At 69.4% G+C, this 17,455-nt stretch carries 13 protein-coding genes; 9 read left to right on the top strand and 4 right to left on the bottom strand.

Annotated elements, in window-relative coordinates:
- Positions 1-141 precede the first annotated feature (141 nt).
- Together OG580_RS23545 and OG580_RS23550 are read left to right on the top strand one after the other, a co-directional pair.
- Positions 142-1,140 carry a hypothetical protein gene (locus tag OG580_RS23545; RefSeq protein ID WP_267048094.1) on the top strand — a complete coding sequence of 333 codons (999 nt, stop codon included), beginning with the start codon at positions 142-144 and terminating at the stop codon, positions 1,138-1,140.
- Positions 1,141-1,258: 118 nt separating this feature from the next.
- On the top strand, positions 1,259-2,200 hold the full coding sequence (locus OG580_RS23550) for a transglutaminase domain-containing protein (protein WP_267045658.1): 942 nt from the start codon (positions 1,259-1,261) through the stop codon (positions 2,198-2,200).
- Here the strand turns inward: OG580_RS23550 and OG580_RS23555 are convergent.
- From OG580_RS23555 to OG580_RS23570, 4 genes are read right to left on the bottom strand one after another with little or no spacing between them, the layout of a single operon-like run.
- Positions 2,181-2,951, bottom strand: coding sequence for a succinate dehydrogenase/fumarate reductase iron-sulfur subunit (locus tag OG580_RS23555; RefSeq protein WP_267045659.1), 771 nt, complete (start codon positions 2,949-2,951; stop codon positions 2,181-2,183). The genes OG580_RS23550 and OG580_RS23555 overlap by 20 nt on opposite strands.
- Complete coding sequence (locus tag OG580_RS23560) at positions 2,948-4,873, bottom strand: fumarate reductase/succinate dehydrogenase flavoprotein subunit (protein ID WP_267045660.1); 1,926 nt, start codon at positions 4,871-4,873, stop codon at positions 2,948-2,950. The genes OG580_RS23555 and OG580_RS23560 overlap by 4 nt, the downstream gene beginning before the upstream one ends.
- 1 nt (position 4,874) lies before the next feature.
- Positions 4,875-5,705, bottom strand: a complete 831-nt coding sequence (locus OG580_RS23565; RefSeq protein WP_267045661.1) for a hypothetical protein — start codon at positions 5,703-5,705, stop codon at positions 4,875-4,877.
- A 50-nt stretch (positions 5,706-5,755) separates the two neighbouring features.
- Positions 5,756-5,977: a hypothetical protein gene (locus OG580_RS23570; protein WP_267045662.1), complete on the bottom strand. Its 222-nt coding sequence runs from the start codon at positions 5,975-5,977 to the stop codon at positions 5,756-5,758.
- A 282-nt stretch (positions 5,978-6,259) separates the two neighbouring features.
- On the opposite strand from OG580_RS23570, the gene OG580_RS23575 reads away from it, so the two are divergent.
- From OG580_RS23575 to OG580_RS23605, 7 genes are all read left to right on the top strand, one after another.
- A complete protein-coding gene (locus OG580_RS23575; protein ID WP_267045663.1) occupies positions 6,260-8,647 on the top strand; it encodes an ABC transporter family substrate-binding protein in 2,388 nt (795 codons plus the stop codon).
- Positions 8,648-8,972: 325 nt separating this feature from the next.
- A complete protein-coding gene (gene typA, locus OG580_RS23580; protein ID WP_267045664.1) occupies positions 8,973-10,874 on the top strand; it encodes a translational GTPase TypA in 1,902 nt (633 codons plus the stop codon).
- A gap of 668 nt (positions 10,875-11,542) precedes the next feature.
- Entirely contained in the window at positions 11,543-13,180 is a 1,638-nt protein-coding gene (locus tag OG580_RS23585; protein ID WP_267045665.1) for an ABC transporter substrate-binding protein, read from the top strand.
- 173 nt (positions 13,181-13,353) lie between these two features.
- Positions 13,354-14,286 (top strand): ABC transporter permease, encoded by a 933-nt coding sequence (locus tag OG580_RS23590; protein ID WP_267048095.1) that lies wholly within the window; start codon positions 13,354-13,356, stop codon positions 14,284-14,286.
- Positions 14,279-15,232, top strand: a complete 954-nt coding sequence (locus tag OG580_RS23595; RefSeq protein WP_267045666.1) for an ABC transporter permease — start codon at positions 14,279-14,281, stop codon at positions 15,230-15,232. Before OG580_RS23590 ends, OG580_RS23595 begins: the two co-directional genes overlap by 8 nt.
- A gap of 14 nt (positions 15,233-15,246) precedes the next feature.
- Complete coding sequence (locus OG580_RS23600) at positions 15,247-16,305, top strand: ABC transporter ATP-binding protein (RefSeq protein WP_267045667.1); 1,059 nt, start codon at positions 15,247-15,249, stop codon at positions 16,303-16,305.
- Positions 16,298-17,383: an ABC transporter ATP-binding protein gene (locus OG580_RS23605; protein WP_267045668.1), complete on the top strand. Its 1,086-nt coding sequence runs from the start codon at positions 16,298-16,300 to the stop codon at positions 17,381-17,383. The genes OG580_RS23600 and OG580_RS23605 overlap by 8 nt, the downstream gene beginning before the upstream one ends.
- Positions 17,384-17,455: the final 72 nt, after the last annotated feature.

The raw sequence follows: 17,455 nt of genomic DNA on the forward strand, positions 1-17,455 counted from the left end.
GGTATGCGGCTCCGCGACCGGACCGATGCCGTCCGGAAACCGTTCGAGGGCGTTCGGCGTCACTGTCAGTGGCCACCTTTACGGTGGCACCAGTGGCACGACGGCTCATGGGGGGCTCGGGTGAACGGACGGCTGAGAGGCATGTGGAGGCGGGGGCGCTGGTTCGTCCTCGGGCTGGTCCTGGCGCTCGTCGTGCCCCTGCTCACCGGAGCGGTCGCGCTGCGCCTCACCTACACGGGCGACGTCAGGGAGGACGCGCGGACCCGGGGCAAGGACGCCATCTGGCTCGGACACGCCTGGGTCGACGGGCGGAAGAAGGACGCCGACCTCGCGGCCTTCGCCGCCCGGATCAAGGGCACCGGGATACGCGACCTGTACGTCCACGCCGGACCGCTGAGGCACGACGGCACCCTGCCTGCGGCCAAGTACCCCCGGGCGAAGTGGCTGATCGACGGGGTGCACCGCACGATGCCCGGGATACGGGTGCAGGCCTGGCTGGGCGACGTCCTCGCCACCGAGGGCCCCGACGGGCTGCGCCTGGACAAGGCCGAGTCCCGGGCGGCGGTGGTCACCTCGGCCCGGCAGATCCTGGACGCCGGTTTCGACGGGGTCCACTTCGACCTGGAGCCGCTGCTCTCCGACGACACGAACTACCTGTCGCTCCTCGACGACCTCGGGGAGCTGACCCGGGCCCGGAAGGTGCCGCTGTCGGTCGCCGCCCACCAGATCGACCCGGTGCCGGCCGCGCACTCGGTGAACGGCGCGCTCAGCGGCAGCGAGAAGTGGTGGTCGCAGGAGTTCTTCGGACAGGTCGCCCGCCGCGTCGACCAGATCGCCGTCATGTCGTACGACACGTGGATGCCACTGGAAGGCATGTACGGCGGCTATGTCGCCCAGCAGACCAGCCTCGCCCTCGAAGTGACGCCCGAGTCCACCGACCTGCTGATGGGGCTGCCCTTCTTCCACGAGGACGACCTCGGCCACCACGAGAACGCGGAGACCGTCGCCGCGGCGATCCGCGGCACGAGACTCGGCCTCGGGCGTACGGACCACGACCGCGAGCGGTTCGGGGTCGCGCTGTACGTCGACTTCGCCGCGGAGGAGGGGGACTGGGCGGCCTACCGGGAGGGCTGGCACTGAGCACCGGGGCTCAGGGCGCGCGCCGGCGACGGCCGTGCCCCGGGCGCGCGGGGCCGCCCGCCGCGGAGGAGGATGGGGCGGTCGGCCCACGCGCCGACGTACCGAGGGGGAGTACGTCATGACCAGCCGCCTGCTGATGCCCGTCAGGACCGCGGGCACGGGCCCCGCGCCGTCATCGGAGGCCGCCGGGTCCACCCGGCCCACCCCGATCCTGGACCTGGAGCACCCGCGGGTCGTCGCGTTCGTCGCGAGGGTCCTGCGGGAGGCGGACGAGCGGGGCGCGGTGACGGACCGCGACCGGCTCCGGACGGCCCACGGGATCATCGTCCCGACCGTCCGGCCCGTGTACTCCGTGGAGGACCGGCGCCGCGTCTCCCGGACCCTGCGGCTCGGCCGCGGCTCGTGCAGCCAGCGCATGGCGGTCCTGGAATCGGTGGCCCGTTCGCTCGGCGTGCCGACCCGGGTGCGGGGCCTGCTCGTCGACGGCTCCTTCTGGTACCCGCGCTTCCCGAAGCTGCGCCCGTTCGTGCCCGAGGAGGTGCTGCTGGCCTGGCCGGAGTTCCTGCTCGACGGCGCCTGGGTGCCGGTGGCGGACCTCTTCGCCGACGAGGGCACGCGCACGGACGGGAGCCGGGCCACGCGTACGGACGCGGCCGAGGGCACTCGTACGGACGCGGCCGAGGGCACTCGTACGGACGCGGGCGAAGGCGCTCGTACGGACGCGGCGGGCGCCCGTACGGACCCGGCCGGAGGCTCCCGTACGGCCGATGTCCCGCGCGGCGGCTTCACCAATTCCGGCCCGGAGACGCTCTTCGAGGCCGTGGCCCGCACCTCGGTGGACTGGGACGCGCCGGCCGCGTGCGCGGGCTCCGTCGCCTCCTGCGACCTCTCCGCCCACCTCCGTACGGACCTCGGCCGCTTCGACTCGCGCGACGACCTGTTCGCGCGTCACGGCCAGACACTGTGCCGCCCCGCCCGCACCCTCGCCGAGCCCGTCCTCGGCCGGTGGAGCGCGGGCGCGGCACCCCTGCCGCCCGCCGCTACCCCTTCCGCCGCCTGATGGTGTTGCCGAGCCAGACCAGCGGGTCGTACTTCCGGTCCACGACCCGCTCCTTCAGCGGGATCAGCGCGTTGTCGGTGATCCGGATGGACTCGGGACACACCTCCGTACAGCACTTGGTGATGTTGCAGTAGCCGAGCCCGTGCTGCTCCTGCGCGCTCCGCCGCCGGTCGATCCCGGCCTCCTCCGCCGCGTCGAGCGGGTGCATGTCGAGCTCCGCGATCCGCATGAGGAAGCGGGGCCCGGCGAAGGCCTCCTTGTTCTCCTCGTGGTCGCGCACCACATGGCAGGTGTCCTGGCACAGGAAGCACTCGATGCACTTCCTGAACTCCTGGGAGCGGTCCACGTCCTCCTGCCGCATCCGGTACTCGCCGGGGCCGACGCCCTCCGGCGGGACGAAGGCCGGGATCTCCCGGGCCTTCGCGTAGTTGAAGGAGACGTCCGTGACCAGGTCGCGGACGATCGGGAAGGCGCGCATCGGGGTCACGGTGATCACCTCGTCCCGCGCGAAGACCGACATCCGGGTCATGCAGAGCAGCCGTGGCCGTCCGTTGATCTCGGCCGAGCACGAGCCGCACTTGCCCGCCTTGCAGTTCCAGCGCACCGCGAGGTCCGGCGCCTGGGTGGCCTGCAGACGGTGCACGACGTCGAGGACGACCTCCCCGTCGTGCACCTCGACCGTGTAGTCGGTCAGCGCGCCGCCGTCGGTGTCGCCCCGCCACACCCGGAACCGCGCGTCGTAGGTACTCATGAGCCCAGCTCCCCGTCCAGCTCCAGCTCGCCGTCGGCGAGGTACTTGGCCAGCTCCTCCCGCTCGAAGAGCGCGAGGAGATCCGGGCGGACGGGCTCGGTACGGATCCGTTCGAGCGCGATGCCCTCGCACCCGCTCTCCACGTGACACAGCAGGTTCACCGGCCGCCACTCCCGCACCATCGTCGGGTGGTCCTCGCGGGTGTGCCCGCCCCGGGACTCGGTGCGCTCCAGGGCCGCCCGGGCCACGCACTCGCCGACGAGCAGCATGTTCCGCAGGTCGAGGGCGAGGTGCCAGCCGGGATTGAACTGCCGGTGCCCCTCGACCGTGACCCGGCGGGCCCGCTCCCGCAGTGCGGCGATCCGCTCCAGGGCCTCGGCCATCTCGCCCTCCCGCCGGATGATCCCGACGAGGTCGTTCATCGTCTGCTGCAGTTCCTGGTGGAGCGTGTACGGGTTCTCCGGCGGCGTCCCGTCCGAGCCGGCGCTCGGGGCCGCGCCGCCGAACGGCGCCAGCGCCTCCGCCTCCGCGGCCTCGACCTCGGACGGTACGACTCCGCCGCCCGCCCCGGACACCGCGTACTGCGCCGCGTACAGACCGGCCCGCCGGCCGAAGACGAGCAGGTCGGAGAGCGAGTTGCCGCCGAGCCGGTTGGAGCCGTGCATACCGCCCGCGACCTCGCCGGCCGCGAAGAGTCCGGGCACGCCGACCGTCGCCGCCGTCTCCGAGTCGACGGCGATCCCGCCCATCACGTAGTGACAGGTCGGCCCGACCTCCATCGCCTCCGCCGTGATGTCGACGTCGGCCAGCTCCTTGAACTGGTGGTACATCGAGGGGAGCCGCCGCCGGATCACCTCCGCCGGCATCCGCGTCGACACGTCGAGGAACACCCCGCCGTGCGGGGAGCCGCGGCCCGCCTTCACCTCGGAGTTGATGGCCCGCGCCACCTCGTCGCGCGGCAGCAGCTCGGGAGGGCGCCGGTTGCGGTCGGGATCCTCGTACCAGCGGTCGCCCTCCTCCTCCGTCTGCGCGTACTTCTCCTTGAAGACGTCGGGGACGTAGTCGAACATGAACCGCCGGCCCTCGGAGTTCCGCAGGACCCCGCCGTCGCCGCGCACGGACTCGGTGACGAGGATCCCCTTCACCGAGGGTGGCCAGACCATCCCGGTCGGATGGAACTGCACGAACTCCATGTTCACCAGCGGCGCCCCCGCGAGCAGGGCCAGCGCCTGCCCGTCGCCCGTGTACTCCCACGAGTTCGAGGTCACCTTGAAGGACTTGCCGATGCCGCCGGTCGCGAGGACGACCGCGGGCGCCTCCAGAACGAGGAAGCGCCCGCTCTCCCGCTCGTAACAGAAGACCCCGGCGACCTGCCCGTCCCGGTCCTTCAGGATCCGGGTGACCGTGAACTCCTGGAAGACCTTCAGCCGTGCCTCGTGGTCACCGGTCTCGCGGTGGTCCTCCTGCTGGAGGCCGACGATCTTCTGCTGCAGGGTCCGGAGGAGTTCGAGGCCGGTCCGGTCGCCGACGTGCGCGAGCCGCGGGTACTCGTGGCCGCCGAAGTTGCGCTGCGAGATCCGGCCGTCCGGGGTGCGGTCGAAGAGGGCGCCCCAGGTCTCCAGCTCCCAGACCCGCTCGGGGGCCTCCTGGGCGTGCAGCTCGGCCATCCGCCACTGGTTGAGGAACTTCCCGCCGCGCATGGTGTCGCGGAAGTGCACCTTCCAGTCGTCGTGCTCGTTGGCGTTGGCCATCGAGGCGGCGATGCCGCCCTCGGCCATGACGGTGTGGGCCTTGCCGAACAGGGACTTGCAGATCACTGCGGTCCGCGCGCCCGCCCGGCGCGCCTCGATCGCGGCCCGCAGCCCGGCCCCGCCGGCGCCGACCACGACCACGTCCCACCGTTGCCGCTCCACCACTGCCATCTCAGAAGAACCTCGGGTCGTCGAAGGTGCCGGTCGCGAGCAGGTACACGTACAGGTCACAGACGGCGACGCTGATCAGCGAGGCCCACGCGAGCTGCATGTGCCATCGGTTCAGCCGTCCGGTCCAGGTCCACAGCCGGTAGCGGACGGGGTGCTTCGAGAAGTGCCGCAGCCGCCCGCCGACGATGTGCCGGCAGGAGTGGCAGGAGAGGGTGTACGCCCAGATGAGGACGATGTTCACGAGGAAGACGAGCGTCCCGAGCCCCGCGTGCCCCCAGGCGTACGAGGCGTCGCGGAAGGTCAGCACGGTGTCGTACGTGAGGATCCCGGCGACCGGCAGCGCCGCGTAGAAGAAGTACCGGTGGACGTTCTGCAGGATGAGCGGGAAGCGGGTCTCGCCCGTGTACGTACGGTGGGGCTCGGCGACCGCGCAGGCCGGGGGAGACGCCCAGAAGCCCCGGTAGTACGCCTTGCGGTAGTAGTAGCAGGTCAGCCGGAAGCCGAGCGGGAAGACCAGGATCAGCAGGGCGGGGGAGAGGCCCCACCAACTGCCGAAGAGCGCCCAGTTCGGGCCGCCCTCCATGGGGACGCAGTTCGACGCCAGGCAGGGCGAGTAGAACGGCGAGACGTAGGGGGCGGCGTAGTAGTCGGCGGCGGCGAACGCCCGCCAGGTCGAGTACGCGACGAAGGCGATCAGCCCGGCCGCGGTGACCGCGGGGGAGAGCCACCAGCGGTCGGTGCGCAGATGGCGGTCGGCGATGGCGGCGCGCCCCGGGGAGCGCACCCCCGTCGCCGATCCGTGGCTCGTCGGGGGTTCTGTGCCTGTGGCCAACAGGGCCTCCTGCGGTCGGCTCTACGGTCGGCTGCCGCCCTTGCCACCGGTCACGGCGCGTGGCGGTCGCGTGCTCCCAGTCCCTCGTCGTCCACGTCCTTCCACAGCCCGCTGTCGTACGGGGCGTCGGGGACGGTCACCATGCTCTCGGCGCGGCCGGTGGTCGTGGGCGCGCCCCGCTCTCCGGTGATGCTGCGCTCCAGCTGCCCGACCGTGCGGACCAGGTCTTCGAGGCAGTGCTTGACGGCTGCCAGATCGTCCTGAACGGACATGGGTTGCCCTCACTTCCGCGAGTGACTTCCTGGGCGACTTCCGTGGGCGAACACCGGAGAGTGTCGCGCGTCACATAGCGCTTGGGAAGCCGTGCGTACGGGATTCCGCAGGGATTCCACCCGTCCGGAGCGCTCCGCTTCCGGGGGTTGGGCCGCACGAGTGGGGTTTCCCGGACGTGCCGCCGTGTCGCCGTGGCCGGATCCGCTCCGTCCTTTTCAGTGTATGAGCAATAGGTGTGATCATCTCCAAATGGAATGAATCTGGACGAAGGGGTACAAGTCATGTCCCAGTTCGGCGCCCCTCGCGGGAGGACATGCTCCAGGAGCCCCCGCTCCCGCACGCTCCGCTCCGTCGCCACCCTCACGAGTGCGGTCCTCGCCGTCACCGTGCTCGCGGGCTGCAGTTCCGACGACGAAACCGGCCAGGCCCAGGCCGCCGCCCAGGACAACGCCCCGGCCGCGCGCGACGACGTCGCCGACGGAGGCACCCTGCGCTGGGCCGTCGACGCGGCGCCCACCACCCTCAACAGCTTCCAGGCCGACGCCGACGCCACCACCGCCCGCGTCGCCGGGGCCGTACTCCCCTCGCTCTACACGATCGACGAGCGGGGCCGGCCGCAGCGGAACCCGGACTACCTGGAGTCCTCGCAGGTCGTCGAGACCGAGCCCAAGCAGGTCGTCCTCTACAAGCTCAACCAGCAGGCGGTGTGGAGCGACGGGCGCGAGATCGGGGCCTCCGACTTCGTGGCGCAGTGGCGGGCGCTGAGCGGCCGCGACACCGCGTACTGGACCGCCCGGAACTCCGGCTACGAGCGGATCGAGAAGATCGAGCGGGGCAGGAACGACCTGGAGGTGCGGGTCACCTTCTCCAAGCCGTACGCCGACTGGCAGTCCCTCTTCACCCCGCTCTACCCGAAGCAGGTGATGGGGTCCCCGAACGCCTTCAACGACGGGGCGCGCACCACCCTCAAGGCCACCGCAGGACCGTTCCTGCTGAAGTCGGCCGACCGGAAGACCGGCGACGTCACCCTCGTCCGCAACCCCCGCTGGTGGGGTCAGCCCGCCAAGCTCGACAGCATCGTCCTCAAGGCCGTCCCGCGGGCCGAGCGGTCCGCCGCCCTCGCCGCGGGCACGCTCGACCTGGCCGAGATCGACCGGTCCACGGCCGAACGGATCGCCGTCGCGCTCCGGGACGCCCGCGCCGGCCGGAACGGCGCGCAGGCCGCCCTCGCCCACGGGCCCGGCTCCGCGATCACCCCCTCCAAGGCCCTGAAGTCCTGGGCCCTCGCGTACGGCTCCGACGAGGAGAAGGCGGAGGAGGTCCAGGCCGCACGCAAGAAGAACAAGGAAGCCGTCGCCCGGTACGCGCGCCAGCAGGACGGCCTCGCCGGCTTCGCGGTCCGCAAGTCCCTGGAGCCCGCCTACACCCAGCTCTCGCTGAACGGCGAGTCCGGCGCACTCGCCGACGAGCGGGTGCGACGCGCGGTGGCCCGTGCCATCAACCGCCAGGAGCTGGCCGAATCCGTACTCAAGCCGCTCGGCCTCCCGGCGTCGCCCCCCGGCAGCCACCTGGCCCTCGCCGGCCAGGCGGCGTACGCGGACAGCAGCGACGCGCTCGGCGAGCAGGACACCAAGGAGGCGCGGGCACTCCTCGCCGACGCGGGCTGGGTCCCGGGCGGGGCGCTCCGGAAGCCGGCCGGCGCGAAGGAGGCCACCAAGGCCGGTGGCGAGGCCGACAAGGCCGGGAAGCGGTCCGTCGGCAAGGCCGACAGCTCCTCCACCGACGCCAAGAAGAGGGCCGGCGACACCGCCTCCGACGAGGGCCTCTACATCGTCGGCGACGACAAGCCGGGCGACCGCAGGGCCGTTCCCGTCCCCGTCATCGGCGCCGCGGGCCCCGAGAACGGCACCGACGTCCTCGCCCCGGCCGCGGCCGCCGCGGGCCAGAGCGCCGCGCTCCTCGCCCGGGCCGAGGCGCTCGACAACGGCACGGGCTCCGGCGCCCGGGCCGCCCAGTCGGTCGCCAAGCCGGACCAGGGCGTGGCCGGGGCCTACGCCCCGCGCGGCACCGCGGCCCCCGTGACCGTGCCCGAGGCCGCGCGGGCCCTCGGCAAGGACGGCAAGCCGCTCAGCCTCCGCTTCGTCCTGCCGTCCGGGCCCGGCTCCGAGTCGCTGCGGGCGGTCGGCGACCGGATCGTCCGGATGCTCGACGCCGTGGGGATCCGTACGGAGGTCACCAAGGTCTCCGACGACAGCTTCTTCAAGGACCACGTCGCCGCCGGCGACTACGACCTGGCCCTCTACTCCTGGCCGGCCTCCGCCTTCCCGGCGACCGACGCCCGGCCGATCTTCGCCAAGCCCGAGCCCGCCTCGGACGGCTCACTCCTGGTCGAGCAGAACTACTCGCGGGTCGGCACCGACCGAATCGACCAGTTGTTCGATCAGGCGGCGGGGACGCTCGACGAGGAGGAGGCCCGCGAACTGGTCCGCCAGGCCGACGCCCGCATCTGGGCCGCCGCCGGCTCCATCCCCCTCTACCAGCGCCCCCAGCTCGTCGCCGCCAAGGCCGATCTCGTGAACGCGGGGGCCTGGGGCCTCGCTGCTCCCCGCTACCAGGACATCGGCTTCAGGAAGCCCGAATCCTCCAAGGGAGCAGAGCGAAACAGCTGAAAGCTCCAAAGTCTCCGAAACCGCAGGTCACAACCTCAGAAGCAGCTCAAGTTCCTTGCCCGCCGGTGATCCCGGCGGGCAGGATCGCGACGGCCGCTTGACCCGGCCCGTCCACTGTCACACCGCAGTCGCACCGCAGCCGTACCGCGCCCCCAGCGCACCCCCGCCGCACCCCGAAATCCCTTAGTAGACCTCCCGGATCGCGGGCGGGGAAGCCCCTTGCGTGGCAGCCCCGTACCATGGGAGGTAGCCGTGGCGCGTCCGCCCGGTGGGCGTACGAGGAACTGACGCCGCATCCCACGATCCGAGAGAAGCGCAAGCACCCATGCCCACGCGCCACGACATCCGTAACGTCGCCATCGTCGCCCACGTCGACCATGGCAAGACGACCATCGTCGACGCCATGCTCAAGCAGGCCGGTGCCTTCGCCGCCCACCAGCAGCTCGACGACCGCATGATGGACTCGAACGACCTGGAACGTGAGAAGGGCATCACGATCCTCGCCAAGAACACGGCGGTGAAGTATCACCCCAAGGACGGCGGGGCCCCGATCACGATCAACATCATCGACACCCCCGGCCACGCCGACTTCGGTGGCGAGGTCGAGCGCGGTCTGTCGATGGTGGACGCGGTCGTCCTCCTCGTGGACGCCTCCGAGGGTCCGCTCCCGCAGACCCGCTTCGTGCTGCGCAAGGCCCTCCAGCAGCGCAAGCCCGTCATCCTCTGCATCAACAAGACGGACCGCCCGGACTCCCGGATCGACGAGGTCGTCAACGAGACCTACGACCTCTTCCTGGACCTGGACGCCGACGAGGACCAGATCGAGTTCCCGATCGTCTACGCCTGCGGCCGTGACGGCATCGCCTCGCTGACCAAGCCGGAGAACGGCACCGTTCCCGCGGACAGCGACAGCCTGGAGCCGTTCTTCTCCGCCATCCTGGAGCACGTCCCGGCCCCGGTGTACGACGAGGAGGCCCCGCTCCAGGCCCACGTCACCAACCTGGACGCCGACAACTTCCTCGGCCGCATCGCGCTCCTCCGCGTCGAGCAGGGCGAGCTGCGCAAGGGCCAGACGGTCGCGTGGATCAAGCGGGACGGCACGATCTCCAACGTCCGCATCACCGAGCTGATGATGACCGAGGCGCTCACCCGCAAGCCCGCCGAGGTCGCCGGCCCCGGTGACATCTGCGCCGTCGCCGGTATCCCCGACATCATGATCGGCGAGACCCTGGCGGACCCGGAGAACCCGATCGCGCTGCCGCTGATCACGGTCGACCAGCCGGCCATCTCCATGACCATCGGTACGAACACCTCGCCGCTCGTCGGCCGTGGTGGCACCGGCAAGGGCGCGGAGGCCAAGTCCGCGGTCAAGCAGCGCAAGGTCACCGCCCGCCAGGTCAAGGACCGTCTGGACCGCGAGCTGATCGGTAACGTCTCGCTCCGCGTCCTCGACACCGAGCGCCCCGACGCCTGGGAGGTCCAGGGCCGTGGTGAGCTCGCGCTCGCCATCCTGGTCGAGCAGATGCGCCGCGAGGGCTTCGAGCTCACCATCGGCAAGCCGCAGGTCGTCACCAAGGAGGTCGACGGCAAGACGCACGAGCCCGTCGAGCGCCTCACGGTCGACGTGCCCGAGGAGCACATGGGCGCCGTCACGCAGCTCATGGGTGTCCGCAAGGGCCGCATGGACAACATGTCGAACCACGGCTCCGGCTGGGTCCGCATGGAGTTCGTCGTTCCGTCCCGTGGCCTCATCGGCTTCCGTACGGAGTTCCTGACCAACACCCGTGGTACGGGCATCGCCCACTCGATCCACGAGGGCCACGAGCCGTGGTTCGGCACGCTGACGACCCGTAACAACGGTTCGCTGGTCGCCGACCGCGCCGGTGCCGTCACCGCCTTCGCGATGACGAACCTCCAGGAGCGCGGCGTCCTGTTCACCGACCCCGGCACCGAGGTGTACGAGGGCATGATCGTCGGCGAGAACTCCCGCTCCGACGACATGGACGTGAACATCACCAAGGAGAAGAAGCTCACCAACATGCGCTCCGCCTCCGCCGACTCCTTCGAGGCGATCGTCCCGCCGCGGAAGCTCTCCCTGGAGCAGTCCCTGGAGTTCTGCCGCGACGACGAGTGCGTCGAGGTCACCCCGGAGGCCGTGCGTATCCGCAAGGTCGTCCTGGACCAGAACCAGCGTGGCCGCACCGCCTCCCGCGCCAAGAACAACTGACGCGCGCCGACTGACGAGCGCCGAGTGACGTCGGGTTTCCCCGAAGTCGTCGCTCGGTGATCAAGGCCCCGCTAGTGTGACCGAGCCCCGCCGAAGCTTCGGCGGGGCTCGGTCGCGTCCGGGTGCCGGGCTTCCGGCCGATGTGGGGTCCGTGTGGCGTCCGGTGTGACGTTCCCGTGGCGTCGGTGTGGCGTCCGGTGTGGCGTTCCCGTGGCGTCCGGTGTGACGTTCGCGTGACGCCCGTGTGACGTCCGACCTGACGTCCCGTATGGTGCCCGGTGTGACGTCCGACACTCCGTCAGGTGAACGTGGCCGGCGAGTCCTCCGTCAAGTCGAATACGACAGCCCGACGTCCGGATACCGGGCATCGCTCTCCGGAACGTGTATTAACAGTCCGTTTCGGGGGTGTCTGTCTGGACTCACTTTGTCCGGATTTCGGTATCTCGGGCGCCGGTGATGTTGTCAAAACGAGACCGCTTAAGTGTGGTTTACAGCCCGGACGTACTTAATAGTTGGCTCCATTGAGCTCGGGTCAATGGGTCACGCACTGTGGGGAGTGCCGACTCGCGAGCACACTCGGGGTACGTGAGTGAAACGCCGTCAGGGGTGTCGGCGACACTCGGGATACCTCTCTTGTAGTGACAAAGTGGACTCATGAGGAGGAACCCATGCGCGGTGCCAAGAGCGCCAAGTGGGTAACGGGCGCGATCATCGTCGCCCTGGCTGCGACCGCCTGTGGCGGGGGTAAGGACGACAACGCCGGCGGTGCCGGTGCCGTGGACCCGAACGGGATCTTCACCACGGACCTCGGCGAGCCGGAGAAGCTTCTTTACACCGGCGACACGATGGAGTCGAACGGCGCCGGCGTGATGAAGGCCGTCTACTCGAACCTCGTCGGCTACAAGGCCGATGGTTCGCTGGAGATGCTCAACGCCGAGTCGCTCACCACGACGGACTCGAAGAAGTGGACCGTCAAGCTGAAGGCCGGCTGGACCTTCCACGACGGCACCCCGGTGACCTCGAAGTCCTACGTGGACGCGTGGAACTGGAACGCGAGCCTCAAGAACGCCATGGGTCTCTCCTCGTGGTTCTCCGACATCGTCGGTTACGACAAGGTGCACCCGGACGCCGAAGGCGCCAAGCAGACCGCCGAGACGCTGGCCGGTCTGAAGGTCGTCGACGACACCACCTTCACCATCGAGCTGACCCAGCCGGTTCCGTACTTCGGCCACAAGCTCGCGTACACGCCGTTCGCGCCGCTCGCCGCGTCCTTCTACGCGAACCCGAAGGCCGCCGCCGAGAAGCCGGTCGGCAACGGTCCCTACAAGTTCAAGAGCTGGGACCACAAGAAGCAGATCGAGATCGTTCGCTTCGACGCCTACAAGGGCCCGAACAAGGCGAAGAACGGTGGTGTGATCTTCAAGAACTACACCACCCTCGAGACCGCGTACGAGGACCTGAAGTCGGGCAACCTCGACGTCATCCGCCAGATCGGTCCGAAGGACCTCCCGGTCTACCACGACGACCTGGGCGACCGCGCCGTCGACGCCGACCACGCCGCCATCCAGTCCATCGGTGTCGCGTTCTACGCGGAGCAGTGGAAGAAGCCCAAGAAGGTCGACGTTCGCGTCATCCAGGGCCTCTCGATGGCGATCGACCGCGCCACCATCACGAAGACGGTGCTCCAGGGCACCCGTGAGCCGGCGACCGGTTGGGTCCCCAAGGGCATCCTGGGCTACCAGGAGAACGCCGCGGGCGACGTCACCAAGTACGACCCGGCCAAGGCCAAGGACCTGATCAAGGCCGGCGGCGGCGTCCCCGGTAACAAGATCTTCATCCAGTTCAACGCCGATGGTGGCCACAAGGAATGGGTCGACGCTGTCTGCAACAGCATCACCCAGGCCACCAGCGTCGCGTGTGTCGGCGACAGCAAGACCGACTTCCAGGCGGACCTCACGGCCCGCAAGGAGAAGCAGGTCAAGTCCCTGTACCGGTCCGCCTGGTCGCTCGACTACCCGGTGAACTCGAACTTCATCAAGGACCTGTTCCACACCAACGCGGCCGGCAACCAGGGCGACTTCTCCGTCAAGGAGCTGGACGCGAAGATCGAGGCCGCGGACTCCGCCGCCTCGCTGGAGCAGTCGGTGAAGCAGTACCAGGCCGTTGAGAAGGAACTGGTCAAGTACATGCCGTCGATCCCGCTCTGGTACTACAAGGTCAACGCGGGCTACTCGGAGAAGGTCTCCGGCGTGACGTACGGCCAGGACGGCGACCCGATCCTGGACACCGTCGAGGTCAAGAAGTAATCACCCAAGCGTAGTCCGCACGCCGTCTCGGGACTGACGGAACGTCAGTCCCGTCTCGGTGCCTTACGCAGCGGCCGGGGGGCCCTTCCACGACATCGCCATGCTCGATATCCGGGCATGCGGTGCGGGGGAGGGCCCGTCGGTTGCCGCTGTCACATCTCAACGGAGGCATGATGGGGCGTTATGTCGCACGACGACTGCTCCAGATGATCCCGGTATTCCTCGGGACGACCCTGCTGATCTTCCTCATGGTGCACAGCCTGCCCGGTGACCCCGTGCTGGCGATGTTCGGCGACAAGGGCGCCGACCCGGCGACCATCGCCGCGAAGCGCCATGAACTGGGTCTCGACAAGCCGGAATGGCAGCAATACCTGCTCTATATGCGGGACATGCTCCTGCACGCGGACTTCGGCACCCAGATCCGCAACGGACTTCCGGTCACCGAGGTGCTGGGCGACGCGTTCCCCATCACCCTCCAGCTGGCCGCCCTGGCGTTCGCCATCGAGCTGATCTTCGGTATCGGCCTTGGCATCATCGGCGGTCTGCGCGCCGGCCGTATGGCCGACAACATGATCCTGGTCTTCACCCTGCTGATCATCTCGATCCCGGTGTTCGTCCTCGGCTTCATCATCAAGATGGTCTTCGCCTTCAACCTGGGCTGGATCAAGCCGAACGTCAGCCCCGTCCCCGCGTGGGACGAGCTGATCGCGCCGGCCATCGTGCTCGGTGGTCTCTCCCTCGCGTACGTGGCGCGTCTGACCCGTACGTCCATGGCGGAGAACCTGCGCGCCGACTACATGCGTACGGCCGTCGCCAAGGGCCTCCCGCGGCGCCGCGTCATCGGCGTCCACCTGATGCGCAACTCGATGATCCCCGTGATCACCTTCCTCGGCACCGACATCGGTGCGCTCATGGGCGGTGCGATCGTCACCGAGTCGATCTTCAACATCAAGGGTGTCGGTGGTGTCATCGCCGAGTCGATCTCCCGTCGTGAAGGCGCAACCCTGGTCGGCCTCGTCACCATCCTGGTGATCGTCTACCTCGTCACCAGCCTGCTCATCGACCTGCTGTACGCGGTCCTGGACCCGAGGATCCGGTATGCCTGACGTGACCAAGACCGCTGCCGCAGTGGAGGAGGCCGTCGCCACCCCCTCGGTGGACGCGCCCGCTCCCGCGGCGCAGCAGGAGAAGGCCCGCAGCCTCTGGGGCGACGCCTGGGCCGACCTCCGCCGCAACCCGTACTTCATCGTCTCGTCGGTGCTGATCTCGGTCCTGCTGCTGATCTCGGCGTGGCCGACCCTCTTCACCAGCGCGTCCCCGACCGTCGGTGACCTGGTCCACCACTTCCTGAGCAAGCCCGAGCTGGGCAGCATAGGTTCGCCGGACTGGCTGGGCTACGACCAGCAGGGCCGCTCCGTCTACGCCCGACTGATCCACGGCACCCGTGCCTCGATCATCGTCGGCGTCTGCGTCACCGCGATCGTCACCGTCCTCGGCGGCATCATGGGCATGATCTCCGGCTACTTCGGCGGCAAGATCGACGCGGTCCTCTCCCGGGTCACCGACATCTTCTTCGGTATCCCCTTCCTGCTCGGCGCCATGGTCGTCCTGCAGGCGTTCGTCGAGCGGACCGTCTGGGTCGTCGTCTTCGCCCTCGCGTTCCTCGGCTGGACCCAGATCACCCGCGTCATGCGCGGTTCCGTGATCACGGTCAAGCAGGCCGACTACGTCCACGCGGCCAAGGCCCTCGGCGCGGGTACGACCCGGATCCTCTTCCGGCACATCCTGCCCAACGCCATGGCCCCCGTGATCGTCGTCGCGACCATCGCGCTTGGCGGCTACATCTCGGCCGAGGCCACCCTGTCCTACCTCGGTCTGGGCCTCGCCGCCCCGACCGTCTCGTGGGGTGTGGACATCTCCGCGGGTGTCGCCCAGATCCGAGTGGCCCCGCACGTCCTGCTCTGGCCCTCGATCATGCTGAGCATCACCGTTCTGGCGTTCATCATGCTCGGCGAAGCCGTCCGCAACGCCCTCGACCCCAAGCTGCGCTGAGGAGGGCGTAAAAGATGAGCATCATCGACAAGACCGCGGCCGTCCCCGCGCCGCGCGACGGAGCCGACTTCAACGGTCCGCTGCTCGAAGTACGTGACCTGCACGTCGAGTTCCACACCCGTGACGGTGTGGCCAAGGCGGTCAACGGTGTCAACTACTCGGTGAACGCCGGCGAGACCCTCGCCGTCCTCGGCGAGTCCGGCTCCGGCAAGTCCGTCACCGCGCAGGCCATCATGGGCATCCTCGACATGCCGCCGGGCAAGATCCCGCAGGGCGAGATCCTGTTCCGCGGCGAGGACATGCTGAAGATGTCCGAGGAGGAGCGCCGCAAGATCCGCGGCCGGAAGATCGCCATGATCTTCCAGGACGCGCTGTCCTCCCTCAACCCGGTCCTGACCGTCGGCTACCAGCTCGGCGAGATGTACCGCGTGCACCACGGCATGTCCAAGAAGGACGCCAAGGTCAAGGCCATCGAGCTGATGGACAAGGTCAAGATCCCCGCCGCCAAGGCGCGGATCTCCGACTACCCCCACCAGTTCTCCGGCGGTATGCGCCAGCGCATCATGATCGCCATGGCGCTCGCCCTGGAGCCGGACCTGATCATCGCCGACGAGCCGACCACGGCTCTCGACGTGACCGTCCAGGCCCAGGTCATGGACCTCCTCGCGGAGCTCCAGCAGGAATACAACATGGGTCTGATCCTGATCACCCACGACCTCGGCGTCGTCGCCGACGTCGCGGACAAGATCGCCGTGATGTACGCCGGCCGGATCGTCGAGCAGGCTCCGGTGCACGAGCTGTACGGCCGCCCCGCGCACCCGTACACCCGTGGCCTCCTGGACTCGATCCCGCGTCTGGACCAGAAGGGCCAGGAGCTCTACGCGATCAAGGGCCTGCCGCCCAACCTGCTCCGCGTGCCGAGCGGTTGCGCCTTCAACCCGCGCTGCCCGAAGGCCGACGACATCTGCCGTACGGAGATCCCGGCCCTGGCGCCGGTCACCGAGCAGGACGGCTCGGATCTCCCGGGCCGTAAGAGCGCCTGCCACTTCTGGAAGGAGACGATCCATGGCTGACCTCAGCAACAACGACGAGGCCGTGGCCGCCTTCGAGGCCCCCGCGGGCCGCGGCGAGCCGATCCTCCAGGTGCGCAACCTGAAGAAGCACTTCCCGCTGACGCAGGGCATCCTCTTCAAGAAGCAGGTCGGCGCGGTCAAGGCCGTGGACGGGGTCTCCTTCGACCTCTACCAGGGCGAGACCCTCGGCATCGTGGGCGAGTCCGGCTGTGGCAAGTCCACGGTCGCCAAGCTCCTGATGAACCTGGAGCGGGCCACCGCCGGCGAGGTCTTCTACAAGGGCCAGGACATCACCAAGCTGTCCGGGCGCGCGCTGAAGGTCGTCCGCCGCAACATCCAGATGGTGTTCCAGGACCCGTACACCTCGCTCAACCCGCGGATGACGGTCGGCGACATCATCGGCGAGCCCTTCGACATCCACCCCGAGGTGGCTCCGAAGGGTGACCGACGCGCCAAGGTGCAGGAGCTCCTCGATGTCGTCGGTCTGAACCCCGAGTACATCAACCGGTACCCGCACCAGTTCTCCGGCGGTCAGCGCCAGCGCATCGGCATCGCCCGAGGCCTCGCGCTCAACCCGGAGATCATCATCTGCGACGAGCCGGTCTCGGCCCTGGACGTCTCCGTCCAGGCGCAGGTCATCAACCTGATGGGGAAGCTCCAGGACGAGTTCAACCTCTCCTACCTCTTCATCGCGCACGACCTGTCGATCGTCCGGCACATCTCGGACCGCGTCGGCGTCATGTACCTCGGCAAGATGGCCGAGATCGGTACGGACGAGCAGATCTACGAGCACCCGACGCACCCGTACACGCAGGCGCTGCTCTCCGCGGTGCCGGTGCCGGACCCGCAGGCCCGCGCCAACCGCGAGCGGATCATCCTCACCGGTGACGTCCCCTCGCCGGCGAACCCGCCGTCGGGCTGCAGCTTCCGCACCCGTTGCTGGAAGGCGCAGGAGAAGTGCTCCCAGGAGGCTCCGATCCTCGCGATCCCGGAGCGCTTCAAGGGCCAGGACACCCCGGCCGCCCACTTCTCGGCGTGCCACTTCGCCGAGGAGAAGCAGGTCGTCCCGGTGCACTGACGCACCGTCCGACGCACACGGCCGGTCCCCGGCGCCATCAGGCGCCGGGGACCGGCCGTTCCCGTACCCTCG

The sequence above is a fragment of the Streptomyces sp. NBC_00094 genome (assembly GCF_026343125.1).
GTDB lineage: Bacteria > Actinomycetota > Actinomycetes > Streptomycetales > Streptomycetaceae > Streptomyces.